19 protein-coding genes are annotated in these 22714 nt (G+C 45.7%); 16 read left to right on the top strand and 3 right to left on the bottom strand.

Annotation, left to right across the window (positions count from 1 at the left end):
- The first annotated feature begins 10 nt into the window (after positions 1-10).
- The 10 genes from ACDJ59_RS16865 (at position 11) to ACDJ59_RS16820 (ending at position 11537) form a co-directional block, all read left to right on the top strand.
- Positions 11-673 carry a response regulator gene (locus ACDJ59_RS16865; protein ID WP_091014686.1) on the top strand — a complete coding sequence of 221 codons (663 nt, stop codon included), beginning with the start codon at positions 11-13 and terminating at the stop codon, positions 671-673.
- A 148-nt stretch (positions 674-821) separates the two neighbouring features.
- The gene (locus tag ACDJ59_RS16860) at positions 822-2486 is read left to right on the top strand and encodes a S1C family serine protease (protein WP_315371545.1); all 1665 of its coding nucleotides are present in this window, start codon (positions 822-824) and stop codon (positions 2484-2486) included.
- Positions 2487-2662: 176 nt separating this feature from the next.
- Positions 2663-3352 (top strand): response regulator transcription factor, encoded by a 690-nt coding sequence (locus tag ACDJ59_RS16855; protein ID WP_036610048.1) that lies wholly within the window; start codon positions 2663-2665, stop codon positions 3350-3352.
- Between the two features lies 1 nt (position 3353).
- On the top strand, positions 3354-4814 hold the full coding sequence (locus ACDJ59_RS16850) for a sensor histidine kinase (protein WP_074094317.1): 1461 nt from the start codon (positions 3354-3356) through the stop codon (positions 4812-4814).
- A 67-nt stretch (positions 4815-4881) separates the two neighbouring features.
- Positions 4882-5835 (top strand): 4-hydroxy-3-methylbut-2-enyl diphosphate reductase, encoded by a 954-nt coding sequence (locus ACDJ59_RS16845; RefSeq protein WP_036669829.1) that lies wholly within the window; start codon positions 4882-4884, stop codon positions 5833-5835.
- A 284-nt stretch (positions 5836-6119) separates the two neighbouring features.
- Positions 6120-7184 (top strand): 3-deoxy-7-phosphoheptulonate synthase, encoded by a 1065-nt coding sequence (gene aroF, locus ACDJ59_RS16840; protein ID WP_413409843.1) that lies wholly within the window; start codon positions 6120-6122, stop codon positions 7182-7184.
- Positions 7185-7597: 413 nt separating this feature from the next.
- Entirely contained in the window at positions 7598-9022 is a 1425-nt protein-coding gene (glnA, locus tag ACDJ59_RS16835; RefSeq protein ID WP_036669830.1) for a type I glutamate--ammonia ligase, read from the top strand.
- Positions 9023-9419: 397 nt separating this feature from the next.
- Positions 9420-10508, top strand: coding sequence for a 3-phosphoserine/phosphohydroxythreonine transaminase (gene serC, locus ACDJ59_RS16830; RefSeq protein ID WP_253432862.1), 1089 nt, complete (start codon positions 9420-9422; stop codon positions 10506-10508).
- A 139-nt stretch (positions 10509-10647) separates the two neighbouring features.
- Positions 10648-11115, top strand: a complete 468-nt coding sequence (trmL, locus tag ACDJ59_RS16825; RefSeq protein ID WP_017689589.1) for a tRNA (uridine(34)/cytosine(34)/5-carboxymethylaminomethyluridine(34)-2'-O)-methyltransferase TrmL — start codon at positions 10648-10650, stop codon at positions 11113-11115.
- A gap of 167 nt (positions 11116-11282) precedes the next feature.
- On the top strand, positions 11283-11537 hold the full coding sequence (locus tag ACDJ59_RS16820) for an AbrB/MazE/SpoVT family DNA-binding domain-containing protein (protein WP_036610032.1): 255 nt from the start codon (positions 11283-11285) through the stop codon (positions 11535-11537).
- Positions 11538-11637: 100 nt separating this feature from the next.
- Here the strand turns inward: ACDJ59_RS16820 and ACDJ59_RS16815 are convergent, their stop codons facing one another.
- On the bottom strand, positions 11638-12555 hold the full coding sequence (locus tag ACDJ59_RS16815) for a serine hydrolase domain-containing protein (protein ID WP_036669832.1): 918 nt from the start codon (positions 12553-12555) through the stop codon (positions 11638-11640).
- Positions 12556-13028: 473 nt separating this feature from the next.
- Between ACDJ59_RS16815 and ACDJ59_RS16810 the strand changes: the two genes are divergently transcribed.
- The 6 genes from ACDJ59_RS16810 (at position 13029) to ACDJ59_RS16785 (ending at position 20691) form a co-directional block, all read left to right on the top strand.
- A complete protein-coding gene (locus ACDJ59_RS16810; protein ID WP_413404306.1) occupies positions 13029-13793 on the top strand; it encodes an alpha/beta hydrolase in 765 nt (254 codons plus the stop codon).
- Between the two features lie 11 nt (positions 13794-13804).
- Entirely contained in the window at positions 13805-14764 is a 960-nt protein-coding gene (locus ACDJ59_RS16805) for an ABC transporter permease (protein WP_017689585.1), read from the top strand.
- 18 nt (positions 14765-14782) lie between these two features.
- Positions 14783-15685 (top strand): carbohydrate ABC transporter permease, encoded by a 903-nt coding sequence (locus ACDJ59_RS16800; RefSeq protein ID WP_036610027.1) that lies wholly within the window; start codon positions 14783-14785, stop codon positions 15683-15685.
- 52 nt (positions 15686-15737) lie between these two features.
- Positions 15738-17333 (top strand): ABC transporter substrate-binding protein, encoded by a 1596-nt coding sequence (locus ACDJ59_RS16795; protein WP_211081125.1) that lies wholly within the window; start codon positions 15738-15740, stop codon positions 17331-17333.
- 98 nt (positions 17334-17431) lie between these two features.
- On the top strand, positions 17432-19597 hold the full coding sequence (gene bglX / locus ACDJ59_RS16790) for a beta-glucosidase BglX (RefSeq protein ID WP_413404303.1): 2166 nt from the start codon (positions 17432-17434) through the stop codon (positions 19595-19597).
- Between the two features lie 77 nt (positions 19598-19674).
- Entirely contained in the window at positions 19675-20691 is a 1017-nt protein-coding gene (locus tag ACDJ59_RS16785; protein WP_413404301.1) for a LacI family DNA-binding transcriptional regulator, read from the top strand.
- Between the two features lie 307 nt (positions 20692-20998).
- Here the strand turns inward: ACDJ59_RS16785 and ACDJ59_RS16780 are convergent, their stop codons facing one another.
- Positions 20999-22063, bottom strand: coding sequence for a phosphodiester glycosidase family protein (locus ACDJ59_RS16780; RefSeq protein WP_413404299.1), 1065 nt, complete (start codon positions 22061-22063; stop codon positions 20999-21001).
- Complete coding sequence (locus ACDJ59_RS16775) at positions 22060-22470, bottom strand: hypothetical protein (protein ID WP_413404297.1); 411 nt, start codon at positions 22468-22470, stop codon at positions 22060-22062. Before ACDJ59_RS16775 ends, ACDJ59_RS16780 begins: the two co-directional genes overlap by 4 nt.
- Positions 22471-22714: the final 244 nt, after the last annotated feature.

The raw sequence follows: 22714 nt of genomic DNA, 5'->3' as shown, positions 1-22714 counted from the left end.
GGGAGACGGAATGAGTGGTAAAGTAAACGTGATGATTGTGGATGACCATGATATGGTGCGCATGGGGTTGAAAACATATCTGATGCTGGAACCTACTTTTCATGTGATGGGAGAAGCGGGCCATGGGCAGGATGCGCTTGATCAGTTGCGTAAGTTAAATGATAGTGAAATGCCGGACCTGATTTTAATGGATCTCATGATGCCGATAATGAATGGCGCTGAAGCAACAAAAGCCATCATGACTGAATTTCCAGGGATGAAAATTGTGATGCTCACCAGTTTCCTGGAGGATGATCTGGTTGTGCAAGCGATTGAAGCGGGTGCGGTAAGTTATGTACTGAAGACAGTCTCTGCTGAAGAACTGATCTATGCTCTGCAAGGGGCCTATAGAGGCATGCCTGTTATGACAGGTGATGTGTCGCAGGCGTTAACCCGGGGAATCAGACAACGTACAGCGAGAGAGAGTGAATCGGGTCTGACTGAACGGGAGAAGGAAGTGCTGCTGCTTATTGCAGAGGGGAAGACCAACAAAGACATTGGAGAAGAATTACATATCAGTATCAAAACCGTCAAAACACATGTGAGTAACCTGCTGATGAAATGTGAGATGGATGATCGTACACAATTGGCCATCTATGCGCATCGTCAGGGTTGGGTGAAAACGAAAGGGTAAAATGCTGTCGTGACGGGGAAAAGAGTCTATTCTTACGTGCTTTTATCTCCTTTTTAATTGTTTTTAAGGTACGGTTAAGGTTTAAAGTACAAAATAAGGACAGTTAAAGAATATCTCTTGGGAATAAGAGATTGGGAGGTAGAGAGGCATGGACGAACGCAACTATAGATCGAACCGTCAAGACGAGGAAAACGAAACCAAACAAACGGAGAATCGCAATTCTTCCGGAACGGACGAATCCTCCTATTATTATTCTTATGGACCTTTTCAGTCCGTGAATCAGGAAGATACAGCAAATCACATGGGAAGCACTAATCAGCGTGAAGAAGGAAATGTAGAGATTACAAAACCTGATCCGGTGAGACCCGTACCTACTTACTATAATAGTGAATCATCTGAACAAGCGAAAAGATCATCAGCAGGCGGTGGAAACGGCTCAGGTAACGGTGGAGATCAAGGGAATGGCGGCAAAGGCAACTGGAACTATAATAACCGCAAACCGCGTTCTTCCGTAAGATCACTTCTATTTTCCTTTATTGCCGGTATGCTGGTCATCACCGTTCTCATGTACACAGCTGACAGAACAAACATGTTCACACCGGAGACGGCACTTACGAACACGGACAATCAAAGTTCAGGACAGGAAGCGTCCACAAACACAGGCGGAGGCAACAATGTCACAGCGTCATTACTGCCAACAGGCAAAGAAGATGTGTCTTCCGTAGTAACAAGTACAAGTCCGGCTGTCGTCAAAATCGAAACACTCGCGAAGCAGTCCTCACGCACAGGATTAGGTCAGGGTGGATCAAATACAAGTGATCCGCTGTACCAATACTTCTTTGGTAATGGGGGCGGAACGGAAGGCAATCAAGGCCAAAGCCAGCAACCACAAAGCGGTAATCAGCTTGTGCCTATGGGCATTGGTTCCGGATTCATTTTTGACAAAGAAGGATATATCCTGACGAACCAACACGTTGTTCAGGGTGCAGATGTAATCCAGGTAACCCTGGAGAACAACAGCAAGCCTTATGAGGCTAAATTGCTGGGAAGCAGCTTTGATCTGGATTTGGCTGTATTGAAAATTGAGAAAAACAGTGGTGACGATGCGTTCCCTGTAGCTCCACTGGGTGATTCCAACAGTACTCAAGTCGGTGAATGGCTTGTAGCTATTGGTAACCCGGAAGGATTCGAACACACGGTTACAGCAGGTGTACTGAGTGCCAAAGAACGTACGATCAGCATTCCAGATGAAGAAACAGGAAAAACACGTGAGTACAGCCATTTGCTGCAAACAGATGCTTCGATTAATCCGGGTAACTCCGGTGGTCCGTTGCTTAACCTGAATGGGGAAGTTATCGGAATGAACGTTGCAGTAAGCGCAGATGCACAGGGGATTGGTTTTGCAATCCCGTCGAGCGTCATTTCTGAAGCCGTTAAATATCTTAAAGAGAACAAAGAAGTTCCCAAAGAGCCAGTACCCTTTATCGGTGCATCTCTGATGGCTCTTACGCCTGAAGTTGCTAAACAAATGGGAACAGACGTTACCGAAGGTTCAGTTGTAGCCAGCACGATCTTTCAATCACCAGCTTACCAAGCAGATCTCCGTGCATATGACATCATCACAGGTGCCAATGGTACGCCGTACGCGACAAGTCAAGATCTGATTGATTTCATCAAGAAACAGGAAATCGGCAGTGAAGTGACATTAAACGTGGTACGTGATGGTAAGAAAATGGATCTGAAAATCAAAATCGGTAACAAAAATGATTTTGATACTTCACAAACAACAGATACACAACAGCAGCAACCATAAATATCAGGTAAGGATTGACAGAACGGAAGGGTTTGAAGGCCCTTCCGTTTTTTTTGCCCTGATGAAGCAGAGTTACAATGGACCAGGACGGGTTGGAGACGCCTACTTGAAGATGCAGATTGTGCTTCTGCCTGTTACAATGGGATAAAACGTTAGGATAAAGGAGAAAGACCACCATGCGCTCAACTATTTTGATTGTGGATGATGACGAAAAAATTGTATCCATGCTCCGCCGGGGGCTGGCTTTTGAAGGATATGAGGTACAGACGGCTTCCAATGGAGCCGAAGGCCTCAGCAAACTGATGGACAAGGAGCCGGACATCGTTGTGCTGGATGTGATGATGCCGCAGATTGACGGATTTGAGGTATGTCGCAGATTGAGAGAAGCAGGCAGCAAAGTGCCTGTGCTGATGCTGACGGCCAAGGATGAAGTACAGAGCCGGGTGACCGGCCTGGACACAGGAGCCGATGACTACCTTGTAAAACCTTTTGCGCTGGAAGAATTATTGGCACGTGTCCGGGCATTGCTGCGCCGCAAGTCAGATAGTGCGGGCACGCCGGACAACCGCTTAATGTATGAAGATATCATTTTGGACAATGACTCACGTGAAGTATTGCGAGATGGGCAGCGTCTGGAGCTGACTGCCAAAGAATTTGAACTGTTGAATCTGTTCATGCAAAATCCAAGACGGGTACTTTCCCGTGATCTGATTATGGATAAAATCTGGGGTTATGATTACAGCGGTGAGTCTAACGTGCTTGAAGTGTACATTGCCATGCTCAGACAGAAGACCGAAGAATACGGTGGCAAACGTCTAATCCAGACCATCCGGGGAGCCGGCTATATCCTGAGAGGTGACTCCTGATATGTCCATCCGGTTAAGACTAACCGCATGGTATTCTGGCATTTTGGCGGCTGTTCTTATCTTTTGGGGCGTTGTAATCTATGCCTTTGTGTATTTTAACTCTTATCAGGAAGTCGAACAGCAACTGAAAGTGAAGAGTACCCGGATTACGGAGCAGATTGGTGTTAATCCTCTTTCACAGTCGTTGGATCTGGACCCCTTTACAGAGAGTCAGCTTCAGGAGGCACAAATCTATATTCAACTCTGGGATTATCAGAGTCGCTCAGGCAGAATTTCGGGTAATATGGAGAAACTGCAGATTCAGTTTCCGGTATTAAAAGCCAATGAGATACTTAAAGAGCGAGGCATATCCAAGATCTATGTGGATGGAACGCCGTTTCTGGTGAATCAGCTCCCTCTTTCTCTTCAGGGAACCAATGAAGTACGTGGGATTCTTCAGGTAGGAGCCAATGTAAGTTCACAGGAGCGATTGCTGGAGGCGTTGCTTAATATTTTGGTTTTTGGCTGGCTTGTAGCGATGGCCCTCGCTATTACCTCAGGTCTCGTCTTGGCTCGCAAGTCGATGCGTCCGCTCGTGACTGTCATTGATGCCGCCAATCAGATTCAATCTGGAGATGACTTAAGTGTACGTATTCAATATGCCGGGCCGAAGGATGAGATTGGTCGTCTGATTGAAACGGTGAATAATATGCTTGAACGTACAGAATTGTCATTCCGTGGTTTGGAGGAGACGAATGCTGCCCAGCGCCGCTTTGTATCCGATGCATCGCATGAACTGCGTACGCCGCTGACCACCATTCGCGGGAACGTAGACTTCCTGAAGAAGCTGTGGGATCAGGAGGGAACCGACCGACCGAATCTGGATGAGGAGACTGTCAAACAAATGTCGCTGGAAGCCATTGAAGACATGGCGGACGAGGGAAAACGTATGAGCAGGCTGATCAGCGACATGTTATCGCTGGCGAGAGCGGATACGGGTCAGAAAATTGAACTGAATCCGATCCCGTTGCAGATACTCGTACAGGAAGTGGCACGCAGAGCACAATTTCTGGATCGTCAGGCAGACTGGCTTCCAGGAGACTTTTCCATCCTTAACGGCATTTATGTGAACGGTAGCAAGGACTATCTGCAACAGATGCTGTTTATTTTCATCGAAAATGCGTTTAAATACACACCTGAAGGCTCTGTGACGCTGGATGCCGTATTATACAAGGGCCAGGTGGGACTACGCATTAGCGACACCGGTATTGGGATGGATCGGGACGAAGTGCCGTTCATCTTTGATCGTTTCTATCGGGCAGATGAATCCCGTGGGGCTACACCGGGCATCGGTCTGGGACTTTCAATTGCGAAGTGGATTATTGAGGAACACCATGGATCGGTTGAGGTTGTGACCAGACGTGGAGAAGGAACCACCTTTATTATCTGGTTGCCGGTTGTCTTTGCTCCGCCTATCGAATAAAGGTATAATAGACAGGACTGCAATTACATCGGCAACGTTGCCGAGAAAGAAAGCGGGTGGCAACCAAGTGGAAGTACTACGAATTTCGCCGCGGGGATATTGTTACGGCGTTGTGGATGCGATGGTGCTCGCGCGTCAAGCGGCACGCAATCTGGATTTACCACGACCTATTTATATATTGGGTATGATTGTGCATAACCAACATGTGACGGATTCCTTTGAAGATGAAGGTATTATTACATTGGATGGTCCGAACCGGATGGATATTTTGAGCCAAGTGGAGAGTGGCACGATTATTTTCACAGCTCATGGTGTATCTCCTGAAGTGCGTAAGCTGGCACGGGATAAAGGGTTGACAACAGTGGATGCAACATGCCCTGATGTCACCAAGACCCATGATCTCATTCGGGAGAAGACGGCAGAAGGTTATCAGATCATCTATATCGGCAAAAAGAATCACCCTGAACCAGAAGGTGCCGTAGGTGTTGCACCAGATCTCGTTCATCTGATCGAGAAGGAAGAAGAGATCGAAGAGCTGAACGTATCTCCAGGCAAAATCCTTATTACAAATCAGACAACGATGAGCCAGTGGGATATCAAACACATTATGAGCCGTCTGCTGGAGAAGTTTCCGGGCGCAGAGATTCATAATGAGATTTGCCTCGCAACTCAGGTTCGTCAGGAAGCTGTTGCGGAACAGGCAGGTCAATCGGACCTGGTTATCGTGGTGGGTGATCCTCGCAGCAATAACTCTAACCGTCTGGCACAAGTGTCGGAGGAGATTGCGGGTGTTACGGCCTACCGTGTATCTGATGTTTCCGAGATTCAGCAAGAATGGCTGAAAGGTGTAAATAAGGTGGCGGTTACTTCGGGTGCATCAACACCAACACCGATTACGAAGGAAGTCATCCTTTACCTGGAGCAGTATGAACATGACAAGCCGGAGACGTGGGAGATCAAACGTACCGTGAACATGAGCAAACTGCTGCCTCCAGTTAGAGAAAAAACACGTACACCTTAGGGCAAAGGAAATGTAAAAGTAAGTGTATGTGAATTAAAAACGAGATGTGAATTAGAAGAATCCTGTTATGCAGATCCGAATGTCGGAGCCTGTGGAGCAGGATTCTTTTAGTATATGGATAAGGAATGTGTACCTTGACGCAATCAGATAACTATGGTATATTCACTTTAACGGATAAAAGCTTAAAAGCGAACAAGCGTTTAAGCATGACAGAGTTTTTATATTTAATCAGACGCACGTTAAGAAATGATTGTGCTCTCATACAAGGAAGGATGGGAATTAATATGATCGTTATTGCAGGCAAGGCTACACCGGAGGAACAGATTCAGGATATCGTTGCAGTTATTGAAAAAGAAGGGCTTCAGGTGCATATCTCTCGCGGAAAGGATCGAACTATCATTGGTTTGATTGGTAAAGTTGAACCTAAAATGCAAGAGCATCTTCGCCAAATGAAAGGTGTCGAGAATGTCGTTAAAATCTCGAAGTCTTACAAATTGGCAAGCCGCGACTTCCATCCGGAAGATACGGTGATCTCCATCAAAGGTGTAGATATCGGCGGAAAAGAACTTGTTGTCATGGGCGGACCATGTGCGGTTGAATCCGCTGCACAGATTGATGAGATTGCCGGGCTTGTGAAAGCTGCTGGTGGGCAAGTGTTGCGTGGGGGAGCATTTAAGCCTCGTACGGGTCCTTACAGCTTCCAGGGAACGGGCGTAGAGGGATTGATCATGATGGCGGAAGCAGGCAAGAAACATGATCTGCTGACCATCACAGAAGTCATGACACCTGAGTATGTGGATATTTGCGCCGAGTACGCAGATATTCTGCAAGTAGGTACACGTAACATGCAGAACTTTGACCTGCTCCGCAAATTGGGCGAGTGTGGCAAACCGGTATTGTTGAAACGTGGTTTCAGTGCGACATACGATGAATTGTTGAATGCGGCTGAATACATTCTTGCGGGTGGTAACCCAAATGTTATGCTGTGTGAACGTGGTATTCGTACATTTGAATCCTACACACGGAATACGCTGGATCTGTCAGCGATCCCTGTTCTCCAGTCTCTGAGCCATTTGCCGGTTATTTCTGACCCGAGCCATGGTACTGGACGACGTGAACTGGTGGAACCGATGACAAAAGCTTCCGTTGCTGCGGGTGCCAATGGCCTGATCATTGAAATGCATACCGATCCGGATAACTCCATGACAGGAGACGGTGTGCAATCCTTGTTCCCTGACCAATTCGCTAACCTGTTGCAGGATCTGGAGAAATTGGCACCAATCGTGGGTAAATCATTCAGCACAGCCAAACAACCAGCAGAATTTTTCCCGGCACGTGTAGGCGTGTAATAAGAATTTCATAGTCAAGGTCTGGATCATCATCCGGGCATCTCCTCTGATCTCGTTCATTGCAACGGAATCAGATAGATGCTCGGTTTTTTGCATATTTTGCAGTTTTGAACGTATTTATTAATCAATAGTGATAAGAAACATTTATGATGTGAAGTTTTTCCCATGATTTAGGTTAAAATAGGGGTCGCTTTACCGCATTAAACCAGTTAAATGTATATAAAAATAGTTGTTATATGAATTTTTGTTATTTATAAAGTGTGAGTATATCTAACATCCCTTCAAAAAATACCTTACATAAGTATTGACGATGTCATGTTTTAAAATTTATAATGACGACAGAAAAAAATTCGAATTTAGACATTTTCTTAGTGGGGTTGTTTAATGTTCGGAATATTTGGGAGGACGAATACATGTCGGTTGAAAACGTATTGAAATCAATTCAAGAGAACAACATCGAGTGGGTAGATTTTCGTTTTGTAGATTTAGCTGGTCGTGCACATCACATCTCGTTGCCAGCTTCGGCTGTTGATGCAGACACGTTCGTAAATGGAGTAGCTTTTGACGGTTCTTCTATCCAAGGTTTCCGCGGAATTGAAGAGTCCGATATGGTTATGATGCCAGACCCTGAAGCGACTTATGTCGATCCGTTCACTGCACACCCTACATTGAATGTTATGTGTGATATCTTCACTCCGGATGGCGAGCGTTATGAGCGTGACCCACGTAGTATCGCTGTTAAAGCAGAAGCTTTCCTGCAAGAAAGCGGCGTAGGTACAACAGCATTCTTCGCACCTGAATCCGAGTTCTTCATCTTCGACGATGTTCGTTATGAGAGCGGCACGAACAGCTCTTCCTACTTCGTAGATTCAGAAGAAGCTTCTTGGAATACCAACCGTCAGGAAGAAGGCGGAAACCTGGGCTTCAAAGTTCGTACTAAAGGCGGATATGTTCCAGTAGCACCAGTGGATACACAACAAGATATTCGTAGCGAAATGTGTCGCCTTTTGGAAGAAGCTGGCCTGTCAATCGAGCGTCATCACCATGAAGTGGCGACAGCGGGTCAAGCCGAAATCAACTTCCGTTTTGATACACTGAAGAAAACAGCAGATAACCTGCTTGCATACAAATACATCGTGCACAACACTGCACGTCAATATGGCAAAGTAGCAACATTCATGCCAAAACCATTGTTCGGTGATAATGGTAGCGGAATGCACGTTCACCAATCCATCTTTGATGGCGATTCCCCATTGTTCTATGACAAAGCGGGATATGCTAACCTGAGTGAAATGGCTCTGCACTACATCGGAGGTATCCTGTACCATGCTCCGGCACTGATCGCTTTGACTAACCCTAGTACGAACTCGTTCAAACGTCTCGTACCTGGTTACGAAGCACCAGTAAACCTGGTTTACTCCAAAGGTAACCGTTCCGCAGCAGTTCGGATTCCGGTTGCAGCTGTGACACCGAAGGGTTGTCGTATCGAGTTCCGTACACCAGACTCCACAGCTAACCCTTACCTGGCATTCTCCGCAATGCTGATGGCGGGTCTGGACGGAATCAAACGTAAAATCAATCCAACTGAGCTTGGATATGGTCCGCTCGACAAAAACATCTATGACCTGTCTGATGCAGACAAAGAAAACATCCGCAGTGTGCCAGCTTCCCTGGAAGAAGCACTTGATGCTCTGGCAGCTGACAACGAGTTCTTGACTGAAGGCGGCGTATTCACGAAAGACTTCCTTGATAACTACATCAACCTCAAACGTGATGAAGCGAAAGCAGTAGCGATCCGCATTCATCCGCACGAGTACAGCCTTTACTTCGACTGCTAATCGGTCGAGGTCGGAACAGTTCTTGTTCCAACTTAAAGCCTCCGGGACACGCTCTCGGAGGCTTTTCCTTGAATTAAACAATGTAGTGCTTTAACTTTGCAGGGTGATAAAGGAATTTGATAACCTGAATTCAACACTTCAGTGCATATTGCCCTTGAAGCAGATAGAGAATACTGATATCATAGCGATAATATTTACTTTGAGTGCATTTTGCACAAATCCATAGAGCGACTTCCAATAGGTAAGATATAGATCGAAATGATTCAATTCGTCTATACGTTGGTTGGATCAGGATGCTTCTTCCTGTCCAACTCTTATACCCGTGAGCGATTCTAATCGAATTGTGCAAAATGCTGTTTGTATGTCAGAGTTACGGATGGAAAGGGCGGGGGATTTTGTGACAAAAAGAGCGTATAACTTTAATGCAGGACCTGCGGCGTTACCACTTGAGGTACTGGAGCGTGCACAGGCGGAATTTGTAGATTTTCGTAATACAGGCATGTCGATTATGGAGATGTCTCACCGTGGAGCGGTGTATGAGTCTGTACATAATGAAGCTCAGGAGCGGTTGTTGTCGCTTCTAGGAAATCCAAAAGGATACAAGGTTCTCTTTCTGCAGGGCGGTGCAAGCACTCAGTTCGCGATGTTGCCAATGAACCTGCTCGGTGCAGGGCAGACTGCAAGTTACGTGATGACTGGCAGCTGGGCGAAGAAGGCTCTGTCTGAGGCGAAGTTGATCGGCGAGACACATGTTGCTGCATCTTCAGAAGCAGAGAAGTTCATGAAATTGCCGGATGTTTCGAATCTGAGTTTGCCGGAACGTACGGCTTATGTACATCTGACTTCCAACGAAACGATTGAAGGTACGCAATTCAAGTCGTTCCCGGATACCGGTTCAGTACCTCTGATTGCGGACATGTCGAGTGATATTTTCTGTAAACCATTTGATCTTAATCAGTTCGGCATGATCTACGCGGGTGCACAGAAGAACCTGGGTCCATCCGGAATTACGGTTGTAATTGCTCGTGAGGAACTGGTGAGCGAATCGCCTAAAACGATTCCAACCATGCTTCGTTACAGCACACATGTAGATAACAACTCCCTGTACAATACGCCGCCATCCTTCTCGGTATATATGGTGAATGAAGTATTGAAATGGATTGAAGAACAGGGCGGACTGGCTGGTATTGAGCAAAAAAATACGAAAAAAGCGGAATTGCTCTATAACACAATTGACGCTTCCGGCGATTTCTACCGTGGTTGTGTGGAACCAGAAGATCGTTCCCTTATGAATGTAACCTTCCGTCTTGCTTCTGAGGAACTGGAGAAAAAGTTCATCAAGGCATCGGAGGAAGAAGGATTTGTAGGTCTGAAAGGACATCGCAGTGTGGGTGGTCTCCGTGCCTCCATTTATAATGCTGCTCCTTATGAGAGTGTTAAGGCACTGACAGACTTCATGAGCCACTTCCAGAAGACAAATGGATAATTAGTATAGGTACGGTGTAATGGACCTTCGTGTCTTATCCTGTGCCTTACCAGAGCCTTCCACATTGACGTGTGGAGGGCTTTTCTTTAAGATTAGAGGGTTGTCGTCAACATGAAAATGAAAAGGAGATTGAACACATATGGCTTTACACATCGTTCTGGTTGAACCAGAAATTCCGGCGAACACAGGCAATATTTCGCGTACTTGTGCGGCAACCGGTACCCATCTGCATCTCGTACGTCCACTTGGATTTCGAACAGATGATGCTACATTGAAACGTGCAGGGCTGGACTACTGGCATGCTGTTCATATTGAATACCACGACTCATTTGCTGAGGTTCAGGAAAAATATCCGGAAGGTCGTTTCTTCTACGCAACTACGAAGGCCAAGAACCGATACAGTGATTTTAATTTTCAGGATGGAGATTTCCTCGTTTTTGGTAAAGAGACTAAAGGCCTGCCGCCTGAATTAATTGCCGCGAATCCCGATACATGTATGAAAATGCCAATGACTGGTGACGTTAGATCATTAAATCTGTCCAATTCGGCAGCAATTATTGTATATGAAGCGTTGCGTCAGCTCAATTTCCCGGGGTTAGAAGGATAAATTTTGGTTATAAATGACGGCTAGAATTCGGAAAAAAAACATTTTTCAAAAAAAAGGACAAAAAATGTTTATTTCCAGCAGGATTCGACAAAATCTTGGCGAATCTATAAACATAGTACAAATGTACCTAGAAATTTAGAGTAAGATAGGAGAGGTGTGCCGTAGCTATGAAGCCAGCTGGAGTAGTTCGCAAAGTTGACCAATTAGGTAGGATCGTATTGCCTAAATCTTTGCGTAAAAGGTATCAAATGAATGAGGGAGATCCTGTAGAAATCTTAGTACAAGGGGACCATATTATCTTGGAAAGATATCGTCCAAAATGTATTTTCTGCGGATCCATCGAGGAAGTCAACGAGTTCAAAGAGCGTTACATATGCGCACAATGTTTAGATGAAATGACTCAGCTTCCACAACACGGATAAGAAATAACGTCATGGGGTCCATTGACCCCGTGGCGTTTTTTTGTTTTATTATCAATTGGATGGCATAATTACAAATTGAAAAAAAGATAAAATAAGTAGGCTAACGCTGGGTGTAAAGGGGTAAAACCTCATTCCAGACGGCATTCAGGATGCCTTGCATATTTTCTTCCTCACTATTAATACATATGACAGCTTCCTTTGAGGGAATTATGATACACAATTGACCATAGGCGCCATCGGCGCGGTAAGCATCATGGGAACACATCCAGAACTGATACCCGTAACCTTTTCCCCAATCACCGTCTCCAGTCGTTTCGATCTGCTGGGACGTAGCCTGTCGAATCCAATCCGCAGGTACAAGCTGTCTGCCTTCCCAAAAGCCCTCCTGCAACAGTAACTGTCCAAATCGACTCAGTTCCTCATTGCTTATCCAAAGACCTGCACAGCCAAGCGTTACGCCGAGTGGAGAGGTTTCCCACTCTACATCATGGATGCCAAGCGGATCAAATAACCGTGGAGTCAGGTAATCTTTCACGGTTTGGCCGGTAGCAGCCTGTAGCATGGCTGAGATCATAAATGTATCCCCACTGCTATATGTAAATTGTTCTCCAGGTACCCGGTCCAGAGGCAGAGACATATAATATTTCGCCCAGTCCTTTTCGGTCAATGAAGCTCGCTCATCAGCCCAAAGAGGGGGAGAGTCATGGCCCGAAGACATTCGGAGAAGATCACTTAGTTTCAATTCCTGCGGCGATGGAAGATTGCGCTGTGCAGTGGGTACATGATCATAAGAGAAATAATCACCAAGTGTCGCATCCAGATGTATCAGACCTTCTTCAAGCGCAAGACCAACGGCCATACACGTGAAGGATTTACTGATGGAATGTTGTACCCTGCGCTGATCCTTATCCCGGTCCCAATGGGCAAGCAGATGCCCTTTTTGTAATATGCGAATGGAAAAAACGTTCAATTGTTGCTCCGTAATCGTATGAATGAAACCTTTGAGTTGCTCAGACATATTAACCTCCCTAATATCAGGTGAAACCTGAGTAAAATCGGTTGGTGAAACGTTTCCGTAATTCGAATGCAAAATCAGAACCCATGTTAGTATAAACCTGGTTTGGTGTCAATTAAAGTTGTAATAGCACTTACTAAATTTTCATTTTTTCGTAATAATAGTGTCTTTGGACGCAAATTTAGACTTAAAAGAGCATTTTTTCGAGAAAAAAACGCGAAATTTGTAAAAAGGTTATTGACAGGATTTACTCATCGGGCTTATGATTTATTCGAAACGATTCGAAGAAATCGCTTCCACATTAAAAGTGTTGTAATGAAGTCCATGTGAATCAACGTTGGCTATGTTTTGAAACGATTCGAGAAAATCGTTTCGATAACCCATCGTAATACAAGGGAATCTACAACAGCCTGCAATCCAACGCCAGAGAAACGAATGAGTAAAGACAGCAGGCGATGATGAGAGGGGTTACATTTATGGCACATATAACGATCGAAACCGGATCGCCAACCTTATGCATGAATACCAGCATACATGTTGTGTCCAGTGACTCTGGAGAGACTTCAGGCGGTACACTATATCTGTTGCACGGGGCAGGCGATAATGCGAGTACCTGGCAGCGGTTAACCACAATTGAGATGTATGCAGCGCAATATGGCTGTACTATCATTATGCCGGAAGCGAATCGAAGCTATTACACCGATATGGAATACGGCCTGAATTACTTCCACTACATCACTCAGGAGTTACCTGAAATATGCAAGCGTCTGCTCAATCTGAATCCTGATCCGGAGAAAACATACGTCGCCGGTTTATCCATGGGTGGATATGGTGCACTGAAATGTGGACTAACTTATCCAGAGCGATATCGCAAAGTAGTGTCTCTATCCGGCGTAACGGATATCCAGACACGACTCCATGATCCCCATATGCCAGCGACCATGATCAAGGAAATGAAAGCGGTTTTTGGAGAACGTTTACAGGTGAAAGCCGATCAGGATATTTACGCATTATCGGCCAAGCTGCTGGAACAGGGTGTTGCTTTACCGGATATCCTCAGTTGCTGTGGCGATAGTGACCCCTTTGTAGAGATGAATCGCGACTATGCGAAATACATGCAGGGGACTGCCTTTGATTTTCGGTATGTGGAGACGCCGGGGGCTCATGAATGGAAATTTTGGGAGCACCACCTGAGAACGATGTTTGATTTTCTGTACAACGACAAGATCATAGTAGAGTGAGGAGATGCAATGTGAAACCTGCAGCCGAAGGACCTAGCAAAAAGCTGAAGGGAAACGTGAAGGGCAATTCGCTCTGGACTGAAATCTGGAAGCACCGAATGACATACACCCTGCTTATTCCGGGGCTTGTCTGGCTAATTCTGTTTGCCTACATGCCGATGGGTGGCCTGTCTCTGGCATTCAAAGATTACAAGGCCAACCTGGGCATCTGGGGAAGTCCATGGAGCGGATTCGAGAACTTCAAATATGTTTTCCGTGATCCAACCTTTATCGACGCAGTATGGCGTACGCTGTACATCAATATTCTGAAACTGATTATTCAGTTCCCGTTCCCGATCATTCTGGCGCTGTTGCTGAATGAATTGCGGATGCGCAGAGGGAAAAAATTGTTCCAAACCGTTCTTACGTTCCCGCACTTCCTGTCCTGGATCATCGTATCCGGGGTAGTCATCAATGTGCTGGCATATGACGGACTGGTAAACAGCGCGCTCGGATTACTCGGATTGCCAACGATTAACTTCCTGGGGTCTGAATCCAACTTTGTACCCATGTTGCTGTTGACTGATATTTGGAAATCAAGTGGATGGGGCGCGATTATATTCCTGGCTGCCATTTCCGGTATTGATCAGGATCAGTATGAATCAGCACAGATTGACGGGGCTTCCCGTATGCAACAGATGTTCAAAATTACTTTACCGAACATCCTTCCAACCATCACAATCATGTTTATTCTCTCGGTTGGTGGATTGATGTCTTCCGGGTTTGACCAGATCTTCAACTTGGCAAATGCCGCTACCAAAAATGTATCGGAAGTACTCGATGTATATATCTATCGGATTACGTTCCAGTCATCTACCGATTTCTCATTCTCGACAGCGGTCAGCTTGTTCCGTTCCCTAGTGAATATGGCCTTGCTGCTTCTTGCTGACAGATTTGCCAAGTGGCTTGGCGGAGACGGTTTGTTCCGATAAGAGAGGAGGAAAAATGAGATGAGCAAGAAAGCTAACAAAAAACCGAGAATTGGTACAGAAAAAATGACACTTCTCGATTACATTATTTTCGCCGTATTACTAGTGCTTGCCCTGATGATCCTGATTCCGTTCTGGAATGTCATCATGATTTCGTTTGCAACACAAAAAGAATATGCTGACAATCCATTTTTGATGTTCCCTAAAGAATGGACATTGGATTCCTACAAGGCATTGTTCGCTGACGGAACGATTCTGACGGGGTACAAAAATACAATTATATTGCTAGTCATCGGCTTGCCACTCAGCTTGTTCCTGACAACAAGCATGGCATATGGCCTTAGTCGCAACAAATTTCCGTTTAAGAAATTTCTCTTTTTCCTGGTATTGTTCACCATGATCTTTAATGGTGGTATCGTGCCGCTGTACCTGATCATGAAATCCCTTCATCTTACAGGTACGCTGTGGTCCGTTATCCTGGCGGGAAGCTTCAGTGCGTTTAACATGATTCTGATGATGAACTACTTCTACACCTTGCCTGAATCGCTGATGGAATCGGCGAGACTGGATGGAGCAGGAGAGTGGAGAATTTTGTTCTCCGTTGTTCTTCCGCTGGCTACACCAATTATGGCTACAATCACGTTGTTCTACGGTGTGGCTTACTGGAACAGTTGGTATGATGCGATGATATTCCTTCGAAAAGCGGATCAGTTACCGCTCCAGAATGTACTCCGAAATATTATCGTGACATCTACGACGAATGCATCCAATGCATCCAGTGTGGATGCTGCCCAGGCAAGCAACTTCTCAATGGGGATGAAGATGGCGGCCGTATTTGTCACCATGGTACCAATTATGTGTTTCTTCCCAATGCTGCAAAAACACTTTGCCAAAGGGGTATTAACAGGGGCAATCAAGACCTGATATACGTATAGGATTTTGCAATAAAATTCTACTAAAAACATGGGGGTAAAACATGAAAACGAACAAAAAGTTGTCAGTAAGAGCTCTCTTTGCCATCACGCTTAGTGTAGTTATGCTGATGGTGACCGCTTGTTCCAGTCAAGGAGCTTCAGGTGGTAACGAAAAAGATGCAGAGGGAAATTACAAAGACAACCTGACCATCTCTGTAGCTAACCTGACAGAAATCAAAAACGGGAACCTGGATAATGACTTCCACAAGTTCTGGACAGACAAATTTAATTTAACATGGGACTACAACTATATCGATTGGGATTCATGGGGCGAGAAACTTCGTCTGTGGATCAACTCTGGCGACTTGCCGGATGTAGCGGTATGGAACTACGTACATGGCGATGCCATTAACAGCATTGAACAAGGTTTGTTCTACAAATTCCCGGATGACTGGAAAGAACGCTGGCCTAACGTGGCAGCAGCTTACAATTTGACGGGTCTTGGAGACAAGTTGGAAGAATTGACAGGTGGAACATATGTCCTGCCTAGACCAATCTATTTCGAGAACAAACCGGCTGACCCACTGACGAACCAAATTGGTGTCATTGCGCTTCGTAAAGACTGGGCTGAAGCGGTTGGTTTTGAACTGAAAGATGCTTATACAACAACCGAATTGAATGAATATGCTGCGTTAGTGAAAGAAAAAGATCCAGGCAAAGTGGGTAACAAACTTGTACCTCTGTCCTACAATGCGGCAGATGCCATGACAAACATGATTATGCCAAACAGTGTGCATGCCATGACTGACTCTCCGTTCTACAAAGGTGAAGATGGCCAATTCCACTGGGGACCAGCAGATCCTGAAACGCTGACAGGACTTAAATTGATGCAAAAAGCCTATAAAGACGGACTGCTCAATCCTGAGTTCTACACATGGAAAAACAATGAAGGTCAAAACAACTTCAAAGTAACAGGTACAGCTGCTGTAACAAGTCTGGGCGGACTGGCTTCCTACAGACAAGGTCTGGATTCGGATATGAAAAAAAATCTGGGTGTAGATAGTGATGAACTGGTACACACAGCAATCGTAGTAGGCGATGACGGTAAATACCGTAACATGGAACAAGCCAACTTCTGGTCTGCATTGATCTTCAATCCGGAGATTAGTGACGAGAAATTCGAACGGATCATGGATCTGATCGATTACTCCGCAACAAAAGAAGGACAGTTGCTCATCAACATGGGCTTTGAAGGAAAAGATTGGAAATATGATGAAAACAACGAACTCGTTAGCTTGTTGCCAGAAGGAACGGTATTGGAAGATAAATATCCAGCACGTTTCGAAGGTCTGTATCTGCTCGGTGACGACTTCAGTGTTGTAAACCCTGCAATCAAAAAAGATTACCGTGATAGAGCCGTGAAATTGTTCGAAGAAAAAGCAAAACTTGGTACAGAAGGTAAATCCCTTGCAACTTACGATTGGGATGTCAACCTGTACGATTCCAAAGCTAAGAGTCAGGCTTCATTCGACTACCAGAATGAATATGCCAACTTGATCCTCAAAAACGGAGATCTAGAGGCAAACTGGAAAGAATGGGTAAACAGTAAAATGTCCCTGGTTCAACCTTATCTGGATGAGCTAAACGATAAATTCTAGTAATCATTCAGTATTTAATTTTGAACCCGGTGCGCGGTCTCTCCCCGAACGCAGCCGGGTTCTTTATTTCAACAACTTATAGTGGAGGATACGATCAGATGAATAACGAGCAGTTGCTAGATCTGGTAAAACAGATGACGTTGGAGGAAAAAACAGCTCAGCTTCTTCAGTTGACTGCCAACTTTTATGAAGGAACAAATGTTGAAGGTCAGATCACAGGGCCGATGGAAGAGATGGGAATTACGGAGCAGTCCGTGGATGCCAGTGGGTCCATTCTGGGGTTGTCCGGTGCGCAGGCCATCATTGATGTACAGCAAGCTTATATGAAAAAAAGCCGTTTGGGCATTCCGCTTTTGTTCATGGCTGACGTAGTTCATGGATTCAAAACCATTTTCCCGATTCCACTGGCGATCGGTTGTTCATGGGACACAGAACTGGCTGAGAAAAGTGCTGAAATAGCAGCACGTGAATCAGCTGTATCCGGTTTGCATGTTACCTTTGCACCTATGGTGGATCTGGTTCGTGACCCGCGCTGGGGTCGTGTGATGGAAACGACAGGAGAAGATCCATATCTGAACAGTTTGTTCGCGGCTGCGTTTGTACGTGGATATCAGGGCGATAGCTTGAAGGATGAGCCAGATCGTCTTGCAGCCTGTGTTAAACACTTTGCGGCGTATGGAGCGGCTGAGGGCGGTCGGGATTACAATACGGTGGACATGTCTGAGCGTAACCTGCGTGAGTACTATTTGCCAGCGTACAAAGCAGCGTTGGATGCGGGCGTGGAAATGGTCATGACTTCGTTCAATACGGTTGACGGTATTCCGGCAAGTGGCAATGAGAAGTTAATGCGCGGCATTTTGCGTGACGAGTGGGGCTTTGATGGTGTATTAATTTCGGATTGGGCTTCCATTCGCGAGATGATTGCGCATGGTGCTGCAGAAGATGATCGTGAAGCGGCATATCGTGCCATTCGCGCAGGAGTAGATATGGAGATGATGACACCTTGTTATGTGCATCATTTGCCTGAACTGATTGAGAGTGGTGAAGTGGATGAGAAGCTCATTGATGAAGCCGTTCTGCGAATTCTGCAACTGAAAGAAAAGCTGGGATTGTTTGATAACCCACTTCGTGCAGCTGATCCTGAACGTGAACGTGAGATTGTATTCTCCAAAGAGCACCGTCAGGTATCGTATGAACTGGCAACGAAATCAGCTGTCCTGTTGAAGAATGATGACAGCGTGCTTCCACTTCAACCTGACGCTAATGTAGCCCTTATTGGTCCTTTTGCACAGAGTCCTGATATTCTGGGCTGGTGGTCCTGTGAAGGAGTTAAGGAAGATGCAGTTAAGTTGGGAACAGCTCTGCAAGAACGCCTGACGGGTGGGAAAGTTCAATTTGCTCAAGGCAGTAATGTTCATACGATTACAGCTGAGCAGATTGCCGAAGCCCTGGAAGTGGCAAGCAAAGCAGACCTGATTGTCCTTGCTCTTGGTGAAGACTCCGAGATGAGTGGAGAAGGTGGCTCGCGCACGGATATTCGTCTGCCAGCAGCCCAAATGGAATTGGTTAAACAGCTCAAAGCAGCGGGAAAACCGATTGCCAGCGTTATTTTCAACGGCCGTCCATTGGATCTGCATGGTGTAATCGATGAATCGGATGCTGTTCTTGAAGCCTGGTTCCCAGGTAGTGAAGGCGGAGCAGCGATCGCAGATGTTCTGACAGGTGTAGTGAATCCATCTGCACGTCTGACGATGTCTTTCCCGCAGTCCGTAGGTCAGATTCCGGTCTATTACAACCATTTCAATACAGGTCGTCCACTGAACCCGGAGAAGACGGAAGAACGTTACGTATCCAAATACATTGACAGCCCGAATGAACCTTTGCTTCCGTTCGGTTATGGTCTCTCATACACTTCGTTCTCTTATGGTGATCTTGAAGTGTCAAGTAATGAGATGACTACCGAAGAGTCCCTGAGCATTCAAGTACGTGTAACGAACACGGGTGAGCGCGCAGGTGTGGAGACCGTTCAGTTGTACGTTCGTGATGTAACGGGTGAAGTCGTTCGTCCTATGCGTGAGCTGAAAGGATATGTGAAGCTTGCACTGGCGCCAGGCGAGAGTGGTACAGCCACGTTTACGTTAAATGAAGAACAGCTTCGTTATCACCATTCTGACTTAAGCTACCGCAGTGATCGAGGCGAGTTCCATATTCTTGTGGGTGCAAACAGTCGGGATACTCAGAAGAAATCATTCAGACTTGTATAATCCGTTGAATGGAAAGAGTAATGTGTCAGGCCTTTTGTTATGGAAGGCCTGATGAACATAACAGGGGAGCGAAGAATGTGGTCAGTATCAAGGATATCGCCAAACAGGCGGGAGTTTCCATCTCTACTGTGTCATATGCGCTGAATGGCAGCAACAAAGTGACCGATGAGACGAGTTCCAAAATTTTGGCCATTGCCAAAGAACTGAACTATGTTCCAAATGCCGCAGCAAGAACACTGAAGAAGAGGGAATCCAAAATTCTAGGTGTATTCTTGACCGATTTTAGAGGAGATGTGTATGGAGACTTGCTGAGTGGCATGAAAGCCGTATGTAATGCTCAAGGCTATGACCTGATCGTGTGCAGTGGTAAACAATCCCACCGCATGCTTCCAGAGAGGATGATTGATGGTGCGATCATTCTGGATCATACGTTTGCAAGTGAGGAACTAATGCAGTATGCCGATCGTGGGCACAAAATCGTTGTACTGGACCGTGAGATGGATCATCCCAACATTAATCAGGTTCTGCTGGATAATAAGGCCGGGGCGACACTTGCGATGGAACATCTTATTGAACAGGGACATAAGAAAATCTACGTGGTGACAGGACCGGAAGGTTCGTTTGACTCTGTGCAGCGGTTAAAGGCTGTGAGACAGGTTGCGGAACGTGAAGCCGATGTGGAATGGATTGAGATCACGGGAGATTTTGAAAAGAGTGGTGGAGAACAAGCCGCAGATCAGATTGTGCAGGTGTATGATGGACCCGCAGCGGTATTCTGCCTCAATGATGAGATGGCTATTGGCTTGTGTGATCGTCTGGCAGACAGTGCACTTGGCGTTGGTCATGAGATTGATGTCATCGGATTCGACAATATTGAATTGAGCAAATACGTCCAGCCGAGATTGGCAAGCATTGATTATTCCAAGCGCAAGTGGGGATCGCTCGCTGCTGAACAATTGATCAAAATTATTGCTGGAGAACCTGTTGATCATGAACGAATTTATGTGACATTAGTTGAGGGTGGGTCGGTGAGTGGGCCTATTCCGTCTGATTCGGTTATATCTATGCGGAATGACCGGGCGGTTAGTTATTGATCCCGAATACAGCAAGAGACAAGGCTTAGAAGAATCGAATCATTCTTTTAAGCCTTGTCTCTTGCTATTTCGAGGATGAAGCAATAGAAAAAGCCTCTCCGGAGAGAGGCTTGGCCTTTACAAGCCTTTTGTTTTGTCATTGTTGTAGGATGAAGTGAGAATGCCTGTAATGAAGAGAGTCAATACGATTGCAATAATCCAGAATGTCAGTGAAAATGACATGCCCTTCGCACCTCCTGCACAAGCTCATTTTCTTCTATTATAACCATTATAACCATTATAGGTAGAAAAGAAATGCTTCACCCTATTATTTGTAAAATAAAAAGTGTGTGGGCACCGGTCTAAGGCTGCCATCTGAAGGGTTATTCACGACCCGATTATTCAGAATAAGCGAGGATGATCCACCGCCATCCAGATTATAGGCGTCAATCACCCCAAGCTTGTACAATCGCCCTTGCAACTCTTCAAGGGTAGCACCGGAACTTCCGCCCTCATTATATCCGTCAACTACTATAATCAATAACTGATCATCCTTATAATTGCCAATGACTGTACGTGGTGCTCGTTTGGGTGATACTTTCCACTTGTCGGGAATTGGGGTTTTACGCCCATTCTGTAGCAGCACCGGAACAAACGTAGCCCCGAATTGCGGTTGCAGGCGATCCAGTGAGTTTTTGTCGGAGAACTTGCCTCCAACCAGTTTGCCGGTATCGTTAAGTCCTACAAAAAACAGATCTTTGAAACTGGCCTGGAAACCGTTCACGTACTTCCCGTCCATGACGGTTGTGCTAAGTGGATAACGTTTGCCGCCACTGTCAGCAAATCCACCTGCGTTAATACCGGCAATTGCGCCGTTACGCTTCACAGCCTGCATGGTCGTCTCAGAACGCCCAGGTTCACTGTCTAGAGCCATCTGCATGGCTGTAGGGTCTTTTAGCTTGATCTTCATGGCATAGCCCTTATAGCTGCCAGGATTCACTCTGTACATTTCAATCGTTAGCCGGTCACTGTCTACCCGTTCAAATGGAACGCCAAGCTTGGATGAAATCCGTTTGTTGTAGATCGTTTCCGGACGAACCGCCTGGGTGGAAGCCTTCTGCACAAGTGTAGACATCGTACTTGTTGTTTTATTATAGAGCTGTGTCGTTCTTTTAATAGAAGAAGAAGTCTGGACAGCAGCATCTTTTGCCCCCGCAAGCTCTTGGCTAATTGCTTGGGTCCGGGGTGTAATCGTATCCTCTGACAGTTCGGTAGGCATCAAACCTCCGGGTTCAAGTGGAGGACGAAGCAGCAGCAGGCATAATATCAATCCAACAAAAGGAGCGAGTGCAAGCATAAAAAAACGATTAACCTGTTTGACGGGTGTAATCATTTGAGCAGGTCCATCTTTTTCTGGAGTGTCTCCAGTTGTTTTTTGACTTCGCTCAGCTGGGTATACAGTTTGTTGCTGTTATCCGTTTTGTCACTTGCATTATCCTTGGTGAAAGTCAGCAATTCATTGAAGGATTGAACCTGTCCCTGCAGGTCTTCTACTTCCTTTGATATCGTTGTTAGCTGATTTTCGTAGTCGGTTTTTAGCGCTGCAATCTGCTGCTGATTATGGGCTTGAAGCTGGTTAATCATCTGTTGCTGGAGACGGTTACTATAATAGTAGGTTCCAACGACTCCTAGTGCAATGAGAACAATCCACATTACCAGAAACAGCTTGATTGAAGATCCAGCCTTGCCTTTGGCGCTCCGGGTGTGATGGATGTCAGAGGACGGGGCAGATGGTTTCATATCATCACTCCTGGTCATTTATAGGTACCAAAAAAATTTCCAGTCCTCATTCTATCATGCCCCTATTGATTACGCAAAAATGAAATTCTTTACTTAATAGAGTAAAAAGAGATTGCATCGGAAGGAAGTCCTAGGATACAATTTCTTATAGATGCAATAAGTAGGAACTTTGGGCAGGTTTTTCGACTTTTTTAGATAGAAATGCAGGAAATTTATACTATATTTTGACCTTTCCGGGGATGGG

It is taken from the genome of Paenibacillus amylolyticus, from assembly GCF_047302515.1.
GTDB lineage: Bacteria > Bacillota > Bacilli > Paenibacillales > Paenibacillaceae > Paenibacillus > Paenibacillus amylolyticus_G.
Note: the sequence above shows the minus strand (reverse complement) of the source record. Positions and strands in the feature narration are given on the sequence as shown.